Genomic DNA, 14,679 nt, shown 5'->3' with positions numbered 1-14,679 from the left:
GACGTGCCGCCGGGCGCGGGAGAGATCGCCCCCTCAGCACCTCGGTCGTCGCCACAGCGGAAGCGCTAACCAACGACAACGGAGATCATTCTGTTAGGGGCTCCAAAGGCCGCCATGCTAGCGTGATCACGTCCGTATTTGCTTACTTGAGATGGTCCGACGATTATCTCTTGAGCAGTCAGGCGAGAACCCTTGAAGATCACCCGTTGGGTCGCGGGCGGCATGACCTTGACCGCCGCGGCCGCCCTCACCTTGGTGTCCGCCGGTCCCGCGCAGGCCTTTCCCCAAGGCACCTGCCGAGGGCCGTTCCACAAGGTGGCCAGCTATCCCATCACCGAAGGGGCGAAGGACGGGAAGGAGTACGGCACCGTCACGCTGTACAAGAGCAGCATCACGCACAAGAAGTGCGCCATTACCCGGGTGGCGGGCCCGTACGTCGGAAAGACGAGCTATATGTACGTTGAGCTCTTCGTCGACAGGAACGGGAACAAGAAGTACGACGACCCCGACATCGGGGTCGCCAATGGCAGCGAGAAATACAAGTGGTTCGCGGGCCCGGTCTACGCTTCCGCCGACCATCTGTGCGTGCGGTTCACCGGGGCGATCAGGATCGGCTCCAAGCCCCTCGTCCACGGAGGCACACCGAAAGGCAAGTGGATGCACTGCGATTAAGCAGGCAAGCAGCGGCGGTCGCTCCTCACCCGGCACACGGCCCCGTCAGGGGCGGGGCCAGGGCTTTCCGGCGAGGCGTTCGATGTCGGTGTTGAACCGCTGAAGGCAGGCGGCGAAGGCGGCGACCTCCTCGGGCGTCCAGTCGGCCAGCACCCTCTCCAGGCTGCGGATGTTCGCGGCGCGCTCATCGTTGAGGCAGCGCTCGCCTTCGGCGGTGATGCGGAACTTGCGGGCGATACCCCCGTCGGGATCGGGTATGCGCTCGACCAGCCCGGCGCGCAGCATGGCGGAGGTCTGCCGGTTGAGGGTCGAGGCGTCCAGGCCGAACGCTTCGCTGAGCTGCCCGATGGACATCGGGCCTTCCAGTCCAATGCGGCTGAGCAGGGTGTACGCGCTGCGGTCCAGGTGCCCGCCCTCGCGTTCTGCACGCAGGAAGACCGAAGGACGATGCCGCCCCAGCAGCATGGTCTCGTACTCGATCAGGTGCGTGGGCTTGTCCATGCCAGTCCTCCCGAAGGCGCCTGCGCCCCTCATGCGCGTCCTGTGTGTTCCGTCCCGGTGCGCGGCAGCGAGCGAACCCTGTGCCACGCACATCGTATGCATGCTGCATAATCCGCGAACCTGGTGAGACAGGCGCGTCCCCGCAAACGGACCGCGCCTACCGCTCATCCCGCCACCGTCATCGGGGCCGGCGGGGCCTGCTTCGCCGCTTCCCCCACACGGACCCCGCGATGCGTGAGGTCGATTCACGCGCCGGCGCGGCTGCCCGCCGGTCCGCCCTGAGCAGCAGACCCCTCCCCCGATCGAGCTAACGGCTCACAGGCAGCAGCCCCCCAGAGATATGCATCATACATGTCATATGTATATTACATGTCTTGTGTATGGTGCATATCATCACTCGACTGTCGAGAAGAGGAGGGATACGTGGAACACCCCACGTCCACCGCTCGCCCGGGCGGGATCGTCGGCGTACTGGCGGCGGCCGGCATCGTCGCCGCGCTCATGCAAACCCTGGTGGTCCCCCTGGTGGGCCAGCTGCCACAGCTGCTGCACACCAGCGCCGCCAACGCCTCGTGGGCCATCACCGTCACCCTGCTGGTGGGCGCTGTCGCCACGCCGGTGATCGGACGGCTCGGCGACCTGTACGGCAAGCGCCGCCTGCTGCTGGCCTGCACGGCGCCGCTGGTCGCGGGCTCGGTCGTCTGCGCCCTGGCCGGCTCACTGATCCCGATGGTCGTCGGCCGGGGCCTCCAGGGCCTGGGCATGGGCATGATCCCATTGGGCATCAGCGCGCTACGTGACCTGCTGCCGCCTGCCCGGCTGGGTTCCGCGATCGCGCTGATGAGCTCCTCCATGGGCATCGGCGGCGCTCTCGGACTGCCGCTGTCGGCCCTTGTCGTCGAGAACATGAGCTGGCGCGCGCTGTTCTGGGGCTCGGCCGCGCTGAGCGCGATGATCGCGGCCCTGATCCTGCTCCTCGTGCCCGCGACCCCGGCACAGACCGCAGGACGCCTCGACTACGTCGGCGCGCTCGGTTTGGGCGCCGCCCTCGTCTGCCTGCTGCTGGGCGTGTCCAAGGGCGCCGACTGGGGGTGGACGAGCGGCACCACTCTCGGATTGCTGAGCACCGCGCTGGTCATCCTGCTGGCCTGGGGGTGGTGGGAGTTGCGGTCCGGCGACCCGCTGGTCGACCTGCGTGTCACCGCTCGCCGTCAGGTGCTGCTGACCAACCTCGCTTCGATCTTGATCGGCTTCGCGATGTACGCCCAGTCATTGGTCGTGATGCAGATTCTGCAGATCCCCGCGGCGACCGGCTACGGCCTCGGCCAGTCGATGCTGGCCGCCGGCCTGTGGATGGCTCCCTCGGGGCTGATGATGATGGCCGTGTCCTCGTTGGGCGCGCACCTGTCGACCGCTCGCGGCCCCAAGACCACTCTGATCGTCGGCGGCCTGGTCATCGCACTCGGCTACGGGGCGGCCCTGGCCGTCATGGGATCGACCTGGGGTCTGATGATCGCTTCCTGTGTCGGCTCGACGGGCGTCGGACTCGCCTATGGGGCGATGCCCACACTGATCATGAACGCGGTTCCCCAGTCGGAGACCGCCGCGGCCAACAGCTTCAACTCCCTGATGCGCTCCATCGGCACCTCGGTCTCGGCCGCCGTGGTCGGCGTCGTCCTGTCTCAGATGACCATGCGGATGGGCGGGCACACCCTGCCCTCCGAGTCGGGTTTCCGCGTCAGCCTGGTGATCGGCTGTGCCGTCGCCGTCCTCGCCGCGGCGATCAGCCTCGCGCTCCCCGCGCGCAAGGCCGGGTCCGGCCGACGCGCCGCCCACGCCGAACCGCATGCCGCGTCCGTGCATTGACGTCGCCCCGCCGACTCTCCGAGCGTTCACCGGCCGAGCGGCACGGACAGCCGGACAGGTCGCGACGCTCCTCGAAGTCGCGGCACATCTTCCCTTGTAGCGGGGGCGGACGGGAATCGACCCGCCCCATCCCAGGTCCGGAGTGAGCAGACGGCGCGCGGGCGGCCCCTTTCCGGCGCGCCGCGGGAAGAGCGCTCGGCGCGTTCTCCGGCCGACGACAGGAGAGGGGCTCATTGCGCCGTCATACGGGGCGGCGTGAGGGACGTCGGGCGCGACGCGCGGCGGGGGTCAGAAGGGGTATTCGGCGTACACCTCCCCCGCGAACCAGTGGGCGGAGTGCTCGCGCATCCGGGGGCCGTACACCGTGTCCCCGGCCAGGGCCGTGTAGGACGGGAGGTCGCGGCGGACGATCCCCACCGCGTGGGCCAGGTAGACGTCGAAGCCGGGGTACATCAGGCCGGTGAACGGCAGGTCGTCCACGTCGACGGCGAGCACCGGACATTCCCCTTCGGAGTCCGGCTCACCCACCGCCAGGACCCGCCGGGAGTCCGACCCTCCAGGCAGCAGGAAGCACTCGGCGAACCGATCGGCCAACGGCGCGAAGCACTCCCCCCAGTGCGTGCCCATCTCCTCGCCCACCAGCCGGTCCAGCGGCCGGGGCGCGAAGCCTCCGCCGGGGGCGAACCAGCCGAAGCGTTCCAGCAGGCTCGTGTCGAACTCCAGCCATGCGCGCAGGCTGGGTGGCAACGGGCGCCCTGACGGGAAGACCGCCTCCGCCAGCGCGTCCGCCGGCATCGGTCTGGCGGTTCCCGCCACCCACGGGACGTCCTGGCAGGCGAGCACCGACCGTCCCGGCTCCCGTCGCACCGCCTCGACCACCCGCTCCGCCAGCGCCGCCCCGTGCGCCGCGCTCCCCACCATTTCAGCCATGCCCCGGAAGCTAGCAGCCGCCGCTGACATCGCTGTCGACGATCACCACTGTCCATGAAGATGACGTCGGACCACCTGCGACCCTCGCGCCGGCTGGCGCGCCGGCGTCGGCCCGCGCACGTCGGCCGGAGGTTACGCTCCTACCTCCCCTCCGCCTCGCGACGCATCCATGCCAGAACGACCCAACAACGTGTCGTTACTTTCAGTAGTCATTCATGTGCTGTAAGTAAATGGTTGAGGCGGCTCACATGACGACCGCCTCATCAGCGACAGAAGATCGGAGCGTTCATGCGACCAGTCGCACCCACGACTGCCCGACGGCCCAGGGCTGCCACCTTGGCAGTACTCACAACCCTCGCCCTGGCCTCCGGCGTCGGCACCTCCCTGGCCTCAGGCTCTACCGGGCACCCCGCAGCTCAGGCGAGGAAGGAGGCCACCGGCTTCTGCCTGGACAGCGGCGGCGACAACTCCCAGGTGAAGGTGCCCGCCTACCTGTGGCGCGACTGCACCAACCCCTCAGCAAACCTGAAGTGGGTCATCCAGAACGGCCAGATCAAGAACGTCGCCACCGGCTACTGCCTGGACAGCGGCGGCGACAACTCCCAGGTGAAGGTGCCCGCCTACCTGTGGCGCGACTGCACCAACCCCTCAACGAACCTGAAGTGGGTCATCCAGAACGGCCAGATCAAGAACGTCGCCACCGGCTACTGCCTGGACAGCGGCGGCGACAACTCCCAGGTGAAGGTCCCCGCCTACCTGTGGCGCGACTGCACCAACCCCTCAACGAACCTGAAGTGGGTCATCCAGAACGGCCAGATCAAGAACCTGGGCTGACCCAGGCCAGAGCCCGGATCGACCTTCGCGGGCCGATCCGGGCCACCCGGTCGGGTCCCCCAGGAGCCGCTGCCACCTGGGCCGCCGTACGACCGCTCGTTCGCGTTCGCACCTTCCTCCACCGGTGATCCACGCCCCGTCAACCCATCGTGATGTGTCGGGGGTGGGTGTTACGGTCGCGCGTATGCGAACCAGTTACCTTGCGTGGGACGACGCCGTGGACCTGTTCCAGCGGCGGGGGCTGCCTGAGGGCACGTACAAGAACCTGTACGAGGAGGAGTACATCCTCGTTCCCGGTCATACCTCGGTAACCGGCGAACTCCCTCTCGACGAGCACGAGCGGACTCCGTGGCGGGATGACACGCCTGAGGTGGCCACCGGGTACGTCGTGGACGGCGACCTGACCGTCGACGGCAATATCACCGACGTGGACGACGGCGCCGCCGCGTTGATCGTCCTGGGGGATCTGCGGGCGAAGAACATCTACCTTGCGGGCGACACAAAGCTGATCGTGCTCGGTCACGTGACGGCCGATACCTTCGTCGGCGACATGACCGAGAAGCTGGTGATGATCCACGGCGATCTCCGCACCACCGTGGCGATCTTCTGGAACGAGTTCTGCCCCGACCTGGTCGCCGGCACCCTCCATGGCAGGACCCTCGCTCCCGCCTACCTCGACCTCCCCACCGCCCCCATCGGCGACCTCGTCGACCCGACGCCCGATGCCCCGCTCAGCAGCCTCCTGGTCCCCGAACTACTGATCAGCGGCGCCCTCCGCCCCGACGACTTCCCCGAGATCGGCATCCGCGGCTCCGCCCTCCGCCGACACCTCATCACCGGCCTCCCCCTCACCCGAACTCCCTGATCCACCCGTCCGCTCCGCCCGGCGCCCCGAGATCAGCCCGCCCCCGACGCTGGATCGACGTAGCGCGTACGAAGGGATCGTGTCCGCGGGGACTTCGAGACTGATCGGCACCACCGCCGCCGCGGCAGACTCCGGGGCCTTGTAGCGGTCTCCACGGCGGCGGCGTTCAACAGCCGCAGCTCCTCCAACAGCTGGCGGCTGCAGCGGATCGGAGGGTTCCTCCGCCGCCTGACTTCCGCGCTCCCGTCTCTGCCTTCCTGTCGCCAGCCGACCCACAATCCGCTTCGGAAGGTATCCATAAGAACGCAGAGAGTAGTCATATGCTGGAGGCGGCCCCCCAAGATCCGTAGCCACCGCACACGGGAGAGCGCATGCACACCCCTACCCCTCAGCCCCACAACACCGGAAGCGGGCAGCTCATCACTCGGGTCACGGGCGTCGCGGTGGCGGCCGGGCTGCTACTGGGTGTGGCCGCTCCCGCCCACGCTGAGACCACGGCGACCTGCGGCGCACCAGGCACCAGTCCCTTCATCGTGCCCAACGGCGTTTCCCAGATCTCGGCAGTCATGACCGGGGCCGGAGGCGGTGGCGGTGGCGGTGGCGGTGGCGGTGGCTGCTTGCCCGGCAACGAAACCGCAGCCGCATGGAAGGGCGGCACCTCCGGAGAGAACTCGACCTTCATCGGCCCCCACGGCGGAGCCAGTGCCCAGGGCGGCGCCGGCGGTGAGTTGGTCAGCAAATACAGCGGCGGCCACGGTGGCAAGGGAGGCATCCTTTTCGGGTGGGGCGGCGACAGCGGTCCCACCAAGGAGGCTTTCACCGTCGGCCGGGCAGGCACCTCCAGCAGCTCGGGCAAGGGAGGCGCCGGAGGCGCGGCGGTCGGGGTAGCCAAGTCCTGCCCCACCAGCACCGGCGTAGGCGGCAACGGCTGCGTCGTCATCACCTACTGACACCCGACGGCACCGGGAATCCGATCAGCCCCCGACACGTCTCGTCGCCGCCGCGTAGGACCGGATCATCTCCAGGAACAGGCCGATCACGACGACCCCGAGGACCCCGTGGTACCACTGCCAGCCCACACCGATGCCGACGAACCCATCCACGATCATGATCCCCGCGCCGCCGCCGACGGCCAGCAGCATGCCGACCAGTACCAGCAGCATCAACGCCCTCGGCAACCTGCGCCCCAGCGCCGTGACCGTCGCGACGGCGACGCACGCACCCAACACGCCCGACGCGGTCGCGAGCCACTGTGCCATGGCCGCTTCCATGAAGTACCTGCCGCTCTCGGCGGCCGATACGGGCGGGCCGCCCGGAAACCCGAGCCGGGCCTGCAGGGCGAAGGCGGCCTTCCCTGCGGCGTAACCGAGGAACAGCACCGCCACCGCGTACGCCGGCCAGCGTCGTGGATGATCAAAATCAACCATGGCTACGACCGTAGACACGGCACACCGGGCATCACTCCCTCCCGTGAGGGAAGCGTCTCCCCTGCAGGAGGGAGCGCGTTCCGGGCATCGGCTGATCGGCCGAGCTCAAAGGCCAGCTCAAAGGTCGTAACAGCAGGCGCTGCTGACGCTGCCTGATCATCGATCGATACCGGCTTGCTCAGCCGTACTTCCTCCTCCGCGTATCCCAGTGCCTGGTAGAAGCTCCGGGCGCGGACGTTGGCTGGGACCTGGAGTACTGAAGAGGCTCAGGAACAGGCGGCCATGAGCTTCTTGGTAGCCGCGTCGGCCTTCTTGCTGACTTCGGCCGCCGTGACGGAGTCGACGTTGAGCTGGGAGAGCGCGTCGACCATCTCGGACAGGGCCGTCTTGAGATCGCCGTCAGCCCGCTCGGAGATCTTCTTGAGTGTGCCGGCGTGGTCCGAGATCGCCGTGTTGATGCCCTTGGGGTCGGCGACCGCCGCCATCACCTTGCTCATGAAGTCGCCCGACGCGGCGACAGCCTCCGCGCAGAGCGCCGCGTTGTCCGCGCCGCCCGCGACACCTCCCGCGCCGCCGTCGGCACTACCACCGGCGACCTCTGCGGCACCGACTGCCTTGTCGTCTCCGCTCCTGCCGCTGCCGCTGCCCTCGCCGCTGCCGCAGGCCGCGGCGAGGGAGACAAACACGATCGCCGCGACGGCTGTGAGGGTCTTCCGGACGTTGCTCATTCGTGGCCCCTTCCGATGATTCATTACCGAGAAGGAGCGTCCGCGCGCTCCCTTGCGGCTCGCTTTCAAAGGCCTGTCACCTGGCGGTGAACACGGCCGCGTAGACGCCGTTCTCCATGTCGATGCTGGCCGGGTACAGGCCCTTGGCCGTCATCTCGTCGAACCGCGCCTGGTACTGGGCAGCGCTCATTCCGTGGAAGGCGTACCAGGGGCGGATCCCGTCCTTGACCCAGACAACTGAGTACGTCTTCCCATCAGGGCCGACCCCGATGACGGACGGCCGGTATCCGGCCTTGACAGCGTTATCGAAAACGCTCTGATAGCCGGATGCGCTGATGGAGAGGTTGTAGTTCCAGGAGATGCCCGATGGGTTGGGCACCCAGACCGCCGCGTAGCGCGGGTCGGATGGCGTGCCGTACACGTTGAGCGAGCTGAGCATGTAGCCCTTGTTGTTCCGCAGCTCAAAGTTGATCGTGTCGAGCTCGTTCGCCCTCATGCCGTGGCGGGCGACGAACTTGCCCGACTTCTTCTGGAAGATGGCGGCGAATGTGGCGGCCGACCCACTGCCTGTCGCGGTCACCATGGTGGGCTGATAGCCCATCGCGGTGAACCGGTCGAACTCCTGCTGATAGATGGCGTCCCCCTTGGCCCTCACGATCAACTGCCAGTCCGGGCCGGGCCTGTTGTCTGAGAACATCGCCCATCTCTCCTGCTCGTTCTGCCGTCCGACCGAGAGAACCACCGGACGTAACCCCGAGCGCTTCATGGGAATCCTGTCCCACACCCGCACGCCGCTCACGTCGTGATAAGCGCGGTACTGATATGGGGTGGTGGTCTCGGCACGGGCACCCGCCGATGCCGATGGGACGGTCACCGAGAAAAAGGCCAGGGCCATCGCGACGGCTACTGTGATCTTCTGTCGAGTACGCATCGTCTTCTCCGATGAGGGTCGGGGCCGGGCGTGCCCCGGGGGTGGGCGGCAATCGTTGGGGCGGCAGACCCGCGTTCTATTGACGAGGTGGAGATACAGGCCACTTTCGGACTCCCGCGCTCGGGACGCATGAGGCGATGCCCCGCTCGCGCCGGGAGTTGTTCGGCGCCAGTAGGGCCACGGCCCCAGCCGGATCGCCGGGCCGGCGAGGGGAGCGTGCCGCCAGGAGGCCGATGATCCGGGCGCTCATCCGGGCGCTCTTCACCGATGATCACCCGGTTGTCCGGCGCGGACTCGCGGCGCTGCTCGCGACCTCCTCCCTGGCATCGTGGTCGTGGCCGCGACTCTCAAATTAGGCTCGCGAGTGGCCGGGAGTGATCCGTGTCAGCACGGAGACCGGTCCCAGTGCCAGCCCCGACCAGCCGCGCTCAGCGCCGGTCCGAGGCGCTGCGGTCGATGACGACGGCGAGGTTCACGGGCGCCCTGATCTGTATCTGCGCTCTTCGAACCGCCGCATGATCTCAACCGAACTCCCGGAGCGGGAGTCGGCCACAGAATTCGGTACTGTCCTGCTGGTGTGCCACAGGGGGCGGACGTCGAGATTCCTGAGGAGCTATGGACAAGCTGATGGAGCGGCGCGAGGAAAGGCCCGCGGTGGAGGTGCTGCTATCGCCCGCGAGCATCTGGCGCGCAGGGCTCGCCCTAGCGGCCGTCGCCGCCGTGCTGTTCTTCGCGCGCTACGTACTGGTCGAGGCGGGTTCGCTGATCGTCATGCTCGTGATGGCGTGGTTCATCTCGCTGGCCATGGAGCCGGCCGTACGCCGCCTGTCGCGGCGCATGCGCCGCGGCAGGGCCGCATTGTTGGTGATGACGTTGTTCATCGTTGCCGTGGCGGTCTTTCTGGTCCTGTTCGGCAACCTTTTCGTGCAGCAGGTCGCCGTGCTGTTGGAGATGCTGCCCAGCGTCGTCACCGGCGCCGTCGACTGGCTCAACACCCGTCTCGGCACGAGATATGAGATCTCCGACATCCTCACCTCCATCAACCTGACCCCGCAGCAGGCCGCCCAGTACGCGCAGGGTGTGCTCGGCGGTGTGCTGGGCCTGCTGGGAACGGTGACCGGAGCGGTCTTCAACGGGTTTGCCCTCCTGTTGTTGACGTTCTACTTGTCGGCCGACGGGCCGAGGCTGCGCCGGTGGATCGCGCAGCTGCTGCCCGGCCGGTTCCAGCGGGTCTTCATCAGCGTCTGGGACGTGTCCACGATCAAGACCGGTGGGTATGTGTCCTCCCGGCTCATCCTGGCCACCGTCAACGGCGCCGCCTCGGCCCTGGTGTTCCTGGCGCTCGGCATGCCGTCGTGGTTCGCGCTCGCGGTGTGGACGGGACTGGTCGCCCAGTTCGTGCCCACCATCGGCACCTACATCGCCATCGCTCTGCCGGTGGTGGTAGGTCTGGCCTCGCCCCGGCCCTGGGTCGGTCTGGCAGTGCTGGCCTGGGGAGTGCTGTACCAGCAGGTGGAGAACCTGGGGCTGGAGCCGAGAATCAGCGCGCGGACGGTGGACATCCATCCCGGGGTGTCGTTCGCGGCCGTTATCTTCGGGACGTCGCTGTTCGGCGTGGTGGGTGCGCTGCTGGCCGTGCCCGTAGTGGCCATGCTGCTCTCGCTGGTCGAGATGTTCGCCACCCACCAGGAACTGCAGGAAGCCTCCGCCACCGAACCGGCGCCGCCAGCGCCCTCTGCGCCCTCTGCGCCGCCAGCGGCCAAGAGCGAGGTGAGCCCGCCGGTGTGACGAAGCGGCGGGGCCGGCGATCGTGCCGGCCCGCCACCCGATCAGCCAGATGATCAGCCAGACGAGCGGAAGAACGAGCCCGGCCGATCAGAGCTGAAGAAGGTTGCGGGGCCCAACGCTCGACGGGTGCTGCCGTCGCCTCTCAAAGCAGGCGGTGATATCTCCGTCCAGCGATTCTGCCGAAAATGTCGGTCTCCTTCTCTAGCATCAGCGATCAGATCGAAGGGAGCCATGCCGATGCCGCTCTATGCCCACCGCATTCCACTCTTGGTCACCACGGACGTGCCCGCGGACACCGATCTGGCCGATGTCGGCCGGATCTTGGCCGACGCGGTGTGCACTCTCCGGTGCGGCAACCTGACATATCCCGCACTGCTTCAGGGGGCGGCCTTCTGGCTGGACGCTCCTGTGCGGGGACACGCTCCTCTGGAGGAACTCCGTTTCACCGCGATGCTCGGTCACCTATCCGCCACAGCGCCCCATGAATCGGCCCGTGATGTGGTCAGCGACGCCCGGGCAGCGATAACCGCAGCGGTCAGCGCCCACTACGGCCACCTGGGAAGCTGCCCGCCGGCGGTCCTCGCCGTCCGCTCCGACGACGTGGCCGAGCGAACGCCGACATCGGCCGTCCCCGTCACGGTCACCGCTGAGACTCCGGTCCTGGTCACGACGCTCGGGTAAGCCGGTCGCGCGCAGGCGCGCGACCGGGCCCTCGCAGACGTGCGCCCCCGCGGTGCCGGCGACCCTGGCCACCATCTGATCGGAACAGCTGATACATCCATGAGCGTGGCAAGTGGTCAAAGGCCGTTGCTCAGTCAGGCTTCCCCGGCCTGCCGGGAGACATCTAGAGGTCGAGGTCCGAGCCGCTGAACCTGTCGTGCAGGAAGCGGCCTTGATCGCGCAGGGCCTGGTCGTCGCCGCGGTGGATCGCGTCGGCGACCTTGCGCGTCTGGGCGTCCAGTAGCTCGAGCTGGGCGAGCAGTTCCTCGTGTGCGCTGCGCTCGCGGTCGGCCCGTCGCGCGAGGGCATAGCCGCGCGGCAGGTTTGCGTACGCCTCCAGGCTCGACGGCAGATAGCTCCGGATCGTCTGCGACACGACGTGTAGTTGGTCGGGCGAGGACGCGAGTTGCTCGGCCCGGCCGAGAACGTCGCCGATGATCTCGGCCAACGACTCGACGGCGGTGTGCACGTCGTCGGGGAATCGCCGGTCGATCCGCTGAAGCAACGCGTCCAGGTCGGCGCGGAGCCGCTGCGTCTCCACTTCGGCGGGCGAGATCGACAGCCGAACCCGGTCGGGCGGGGCGACCAGCGCGCCCACGCCGTACAGCGCGGCCACGACCACCGGCCAGAGGGCCCCCGCGAGCCCGAGGAAATGGGCCGCGACGCCGAGCAGCGCCAGCGATGAGCCCACGATGTTCCGGGTCGAGCCCAGGTAGCGCAGCACCCGGTCACTGATACCCACGGATCTCCTTGAACGCGCTGCTCAATGAGGTGGAGCGGGCGTCGAACACGGCACCGCCGGTCAGGGCGGCGACCTCGCGCATCTCCTCGACGTCGCTCTCGCCGAAGAGCACGACGAACGTGGGCGTACGGCGCCGCTCCTCCGGCAGCGCGCGATAGTGAGCCTCGAAGTCGGCGTAGCCGGAGCCGTTGATGTTCACGCCGTCGGTCATCAGCACGATCGACGTGTAGTGGCCGGGCGTGGCGGGCTGGTCGTAGGCCGCCCTGAGGCTGTCGTAGATCGCGGTGCCGCCGTCGGCGTCCAGCCGCTCGGCGAACTCCGTGATCTGTGCGAGCACCGGCGACGGGTTCCGGTCGGGGACGGTGAACGAGGTCGGCCGTCCCGCCGTACTGTTGAAAGGGATCATCGTCACGGTTTCGCGATTGCTGAAGCGGGAGAATGCGCCGGATGCGGAGGTGTCCGCGCCGGTCAGCGTGACGAGCGCCTGCCGGAGCGCCTCGATCCGGTCGCCCCGCATCGAGCCCGAGGTGTCCAGCACGAACATCGCGTGGGCCGGGACCCGCACCTGATTGAGATAAGTGTCGATCAGCTGGTCGGCGGTGCCGCGCTGATTGGGGAAGGGCAGCTCGATGAGCTGGGAGGAGCCGAATCGGGGGTCCGGCTCGACGCCGGGAACGATCGGCCGCCGATGGGTCGTGTTCATGATCTCCTTCTGTACGGCGGGCGAGCGCAGCCAGGCGGTGAGCTTGCCGTACAGGACCTTCTTGTGCTCGGGGGCGGAGGCGAGCAGCGTGAGCGGATAGTCGGCGCTGACCACGCCGTCGCTCGGATAGACGAGAGTGACCGGCTCCCGCAGACCCATCAGCACCGATTCGTAGTTGACCATTCCGTCGACGCTCGTGTCGCGGCCATAGGCGTCGGCCAGCCAGCCCGACGAGCCCGCCGTCAGCCGCTGCGCGGAGAAGAAGTCCTTGAGCTTGGGCGTCACCGCGCCGATCTGCGCGGCGCTGAGCGCCCCATCCGCGTCCGACAACGCCGCGGCCACCCCGACCAGCGCGGAGAAGCCCGAATTGGAGGAGGCGGGGTTGGTCATGCCGAAGCTGAACTTCCCGGCCTTGGCCACCGCGGCGATGTCCGCCCAGGAGACCGGCCTCTTGTCCCAGCCGAGTTCCGCGGCTTTCGCCGGCTTGAGGCCCAGCACGACAGGGGAGACCATCACTTTGGTCTGGCTGGAGAGCCTCGCGGGGGCGCCGTCGATCAGCGAGAGGTAGCGGTTGGAGGAGAACCAGATCGCGTCCGCCTCACCGTCGGCGCGGCCGCTCGCGACCTGCTCGGCACCGTCGAGTGTGCCGGTGTAGGTCAGCTTCACCTGTACCCCCGTTTCTGCGGCGGCCCGCCGGAGCAGCGGCTCGAGGTCCTTGATCTCACTACCCGCCAGCACCCGCAGCGTGTTGGGTGAGTCGGGTGGCTTGGTTCCGGACGAGCAGGCGGCGGCCAGCAGGAGGAGGAGGGCCGCGAGCGCCCGCCTCATCGCGCCGCCTCCCGCGCCCGCTCCAGGTAGGTGTTCGCGTGGGCCAGTTCGACCGTCAGGCTGTCGACGGTGGCCGCCATGCTGTCCACGGCGTTCGCCTTGAACGCGTCGATCATGTCCATGGTGGCGTAGACGTTGTCGAATGCCTTGCGCAGCGTGTCCATGTCGACCGTCGTGCTGGCCGCCTGGTTCTGGATCGCCCCGGCCTGGGTGCGCAACATCTCGCTGGTGGCCAGGATCAGGTCACTCGTGGTGGCGTTGAGCGCGGTGATCTGGTCGAGCACCAGCTTCTGGTTGGCCAGGGCCTGCGCGACCGTCACCGCCGTCCGCAGCGCGGCGACCGTCGTCGTGGTGGCCCGGTCCACACCCTTGCTCAGCTCCAGGTTGTTCTTGCGGATCAGGTCGAGCGCCAGGTAGCCCTGGGCCGACACGGCCAGCTGGGTGAGGATGTCCTGGTGCTTCTGCCGTACGGCGAACAGCGCGTCGGAGCGTAGCGCCGTCGCGCGCTCCTCGTCGGCCAGCGCGATGCGCTCCTCCAGGGCCTCATCGATCGCCTTGGCCATGACCGCGTACTCCTGCAGGCGGGTCATGGTCTCCCACAGGTTGGCCTTCTCACCCTCGATGGCCGCGTTGTCCCGCAGCAACTCGTCCTGGCCGGACTTGAGCGCGCGGATGATGTCGTCGATATGTTTCTGGGCCGACTGATACCTGGCGAAGTAGTCACGTAGCCGGTCGCCGAACGGGATGAGCCCCAGCAGTTTGCGCGTCCCGCTCGTCGCCTGCTTCGGGTCCAGGTCCACAACGGTACGGCGGAGCGCCACGAGCCGGTCCGCGACCCTGGCCTGGGCGTCGGCGCCCTCACCCCTGGCCGCGGACAGCGCGGCGACGGGCCGCTTGAGCATGCGGTTGGCCACCTGCGACGCGGACCTGATCTCGGTGTCGCCCATCGAGGAGATGTCATGCACCTTGCGGGTGAACTGCGGTGAGCGTGGATCGAGCCCGCTCAACTCCCCCGCGAAGTCCTGCGCCTTGGCGGTCAGCTCGGCCGCGCGCTCGTCGAGGAGCGACAACATGGTGGCCGCCGTCTCGGCCGGGACCGGCGTGACCGGCGCGGGTGGCGTGAGCACCAGATCGGACACGTGAT

At 68.2% G+C, this 14,679-nt stretch carries 15 protein-coding genes; 7 read left to right on the top strand and 8 right to left on the bottom strand.

Annotated features, from left to right (window positions below):
• Positions 1-192: 192 nt before the first annotated feature.
• Entirely contained in the window at positions 193-672 is a 480-nt protein-coding gene (locus AB0I59_RS19950; RefSeq protein WP_061258147.1) for a hypothetical protein, read from the top strand.
• Positions 673-717: 45 nt separating this feature from the next.
• Here AB0I59_RS19950 and AB0I59_RS19945 read toward each other — a convergent pair whose 3' ends face one another.
• Positions 718-1,173, bottom strand: coding sequence for a MarR family winged helix-turn-helix transcriptional regulator (locus AB0I59_RS19945; RefSeq protein WP_061258146.1), 456 nt, complete (start codon positions 1,171-1,173; stop codon positions 718-720).
• A 423-nt stretch (positions 1,174-1,596) separates the two neighbouring features.
• Here AB0I59_RS19945 and AB0I59_RS19940 point away from each other — a divergent pair, with 423 nt between their 5' ends.
• Positions 1,597-3,039 carry an MFS transporter gene (locus AB0I59_RS19940; RefSeq protein WP_358134661.1) on the top strand — a complete coding sequence of 481 codons (1,443 nt, stop codon included), beginning with the start codon at positions 1,597-1,599 and terminating at the stop codon, positions 3,037-3,039.
• A 288-nt stretch (positions 3,040-3,327) separates the two neighbouring features.
• Here the strand turns inward: AB0I59_RS19940 and AB0I59_RS19935 are convergent, their stop codons facing one another.
• The gene (locus tag AB0I59_RS19935) at positions 3,328-3,969 is read right to left on the bottom strand and encodes a hypothetical protein (RefSeq protein ID WP_358134658.1); all 642 of its coding nucleotides are present in this window, start codon (positions 3,967-3,969) and stop codon (positions 3,328-3,330) included.
• A 336-nt stretch (positions 3,970-4,305) separates the two neighbouring features.
• On the opposite strand from AB0I59_RS19935, the gene AB0I59_RS19930 reads away from it, so the two are divergent.
• The 3 genes from AB0I59_RS19930 (at position 4,306) to AB0I59_RS19920 (ending at position 6,618) form a co-directional block, all read left to right on the top strand.
• On the top strand, positions 4,306-4,803 hold the full coding sequence (locus tag AB0I59_RS19930; protein ID WP_061258143.1) for an RICIN domain-containing protein: 498 nt from the start codon (positions 4,306-4,308) through the stop codon (positions 4,801-4,803).
• A 184-nt stretch (positions 4,804-4,987) separates the two neighbouring features.
• On the top strand, positions 4,988-5,668 hold the full coding sequence (locus AB0I59_RS19925) for a hypothetical protein (protein WP_358134656.1): 681 nt from the start codon (positions 4,988-4,990) through the stop codon (positions 5,666-5,668).
• Positions 5,669-6,039: 371 nt separating this feature from the next.
• Complete coding sequence (locus AB0I59_RS19920) at positions 6,040-6,618, top strand: hypothetical protein (RefSeq protein ID WP_358134653.1); 579 nt, start codon at positions 6,040-6,042, stop codon at positions 6,616-6,618.
• 24 nt (positions 6,619-6,642) lie between these two features.
• Here AB0I59_RS19920 and AB0I59_RS19915 read toward each other — a convergent pair whose 3' ends face one another.
• The 3 genes from AB0I59_RS19915 to AB0I59_RS19905 all read right to left on the bottom strand — a co-directional run bounded on the left by AB0I59_RS19915 (position 6,643) and on the right by AB0I59_RS19905 (position 8,520).
• The gene (locus AB0I59_RS19915) at positions 6,643-7,095 is read right to left on the bottom strand and encodes a hypothetical protein (RefSeq protein WP_061258170.1); all 453 of its coding nucleotides are present in this window, start codon (positions 7,093-7,095) and stop codon (positions 6,643-6,645) included.
• A 266-nt stretch (positions 7,096-7,361) separates the two neighbouring features.
• Positions 7,362-7,823, bottom strand: a complete 462-nt coding sequence (locus tag AB0I59_RS19910; RefSeq protein WP_061258140.1) for a DUF8711 family protein — start codon at positions 7,821-7,823, stop codon at positions 7,362-7,364.
• A 76-nt stretch (positions 7,824-7,899) separates the two neighbouring features.
• On the bottom strand, positions 7,900-8,520 hold the full coding sequence (locus AB0I59_RS19905; RefSeq protein ID WP_358134649.1) for a hypothetical protein: 621 nt from the start codon (positions 8,518-8,520) through the stop codon (positions 7,900-7,902).
• An 849-nt stretch (positions 8,521-9,369) separates the two neighbouring features.
• Between AB0I59_RS19905 and AB0I59_RS19900 the strand changes: the two genes are divergently transcribed.
• Together AB0I59_RS19900 and AB0I59_RS19895 are read left to right on the top strand one after the other, a co-directional pair.
• Positions 9,370-10,542: an AI-2E family transporter gene (locus AB0I59_RS19900; RefSeq protein WP_358134646.1), complete on the top strand. Its 1,173-nt coding sequence runs from the start codon at positions 9,370-9,372 to the stop codon at positions 10,540-10,542.
• Between the two features lie 237 nt (positions 10,543-10,779).
• On the top strand, positions 10,780-11,223 hold the full coding sequence (locus AB0I59_RS19895; RefSeq protein WP_061258168.1) for a hypothetical protein: 444 nt from the start codon (positions 10,780-10,782) through the stop codon (positions 11,221-11,223).
• Between the two features lie 163 nt (positions 11,224-11,386).
• Here the strand turns inward: AB0I59_RS19895 and AB0I59_RS19890 are convergent, their stop codons facing one another.
• Genes AB0I59_RS19890 through AB0I59_RS19880 form a run of 3 tightly spaced genes read right to left on the bottom strand, consistent with a single transcriptional unit; the run spans position 11,387 to position 14,674 of the window.
• Positions 11,387-12,004 (bottom strand): hypothetical protein, encoded by a 618-nt coding sequence (locus tag AB0I59_RS19890; RefSeq protein WP_358134643.1) that lies wholly within the window; start codon positions 12,002-12,004, stop codon positions 11,387-11,389.
• A complete protein-coding gene (locus tag AB0I59_RS19885) occupies positions 11,991-13,535 on the bottom strand; it encodes a substrate-binding and vWA domain-containing protein (protein WP_358134641.1) in 1,545 nt (514 codons plus the stop codon). The genes AB0I59_RS19890 and AB0I59_RS19885 overlap by 14 nt, the downstream gene beginning before the upstream one ends.
• On the bottom strand, positions 13,532-14,674 hold the full coding sequence (locus tag AB0I59_RS19880; RefSeq protein WP_358134638.1) for a toxic anion resistance protein: 1,143 nt from the start codon (positions 14,672-14,674) through the stop codon (positions 13,532-13,534). Before AB0I59_RS19880 ends, AB0I59_RS19885 begins: the two co-directional genes overlap by 4 nt.
• Positions 14,675-14,679: the final 5 nt, after the last annotated feature.

The sequence above is a fragment of the Microtetraspora glauca genome, from assembly GCF_040656155.1.
Taxonomy (GTDB): domain Bacteria; phylum Actinomycetota; class Actinomycetes; order Streptosporangiales; family Streptosporangiaceae; genus Microtetraspora; species Microtetraspora glauca.
This window is presented reverse-complemented; position numbering and strand designations above follow the sequence as displayed.

What these genes read in the sequence shown, in the direction of transcription:
- AB0I59_RS19945 (WP_061258146.1), bottom strand. Translation starts at nt 1,173, where the DNA reads ATGGACAAGCCCACGCACCTGATCGAGTACGAGACCATGCTGCTGGGG.
- AB0I59_RS19935 (WP_358134658.1), bottom strand. Translation starts at nt 3,969, where the DNA reads ATGGCTGAAATGGTGGGGAGCGCGGCGCACGGGGCGGCGCTGGCGGAG.
- AB0I59_RS19925 (WP_358134656.1), top strand. Translation starts at nt 4,988, where the DNA reads ATGCGAACCAGTTACCTTGCGTGGGACGACGCCGTGGACCTGTTCCAG.
- AB0I59_RS19920 (WP_358134653.1), top strand. Translation starts at nt 6,040, where the DNA reads ATGCACACCCCTACCCCTCAGCCCCACAACACCGGAAGCGGGCAGCTC.
- AB0I59_RS19915 (WP_061258170.1), bottom strand. Translation starts at nt 7,095, where the DNA reads ATGGTTGATTTTGATCATCCACGACGCTGGCCGGCGTACGCGGTGGCG.
- AB0I59_RS19910 (WP_061258140.1), bottom strand. Translation starts at nt 7,823, where the DNA reads ATGAGCAACGTCCGGAAGACCCTCACAGCCGTCGCGGCGATCGTGTTT.
- AB0I59_RS19905 (WP_358134649.1), bottom strand. Translation starts at nt 8,520, where the DNA reads ATGTTCTCAGACAACAGGCCCGGCCCGGACTGGCAGTTGATCGTGAGG.
- AB0I59_RS19900 (WP_358134646.1), top strand. Translation starts at nt 9,370, where the DNA reads ATGGACAAGCTGATGGAGCGGCGCGAGGAAAGGCCCGCGGTGGAGGTG.
- AB0I59_RS19895 (WP_061258168.1), top strand. Translation starts at nt 10,780, where the DNA reads ATGCCGCTCTATGCCCACCGCATTCCACTCTTGGTCACCACGGACGTG.
- AB0I59_RS19885 (WP_358134641.1), bottom strand. Translation starts at nt 13,535, where the DNA reads ATGAGGCGGGCGCTCGCGGCCCTCCTCCTCCTGCTGGCCGCCGCCTGC.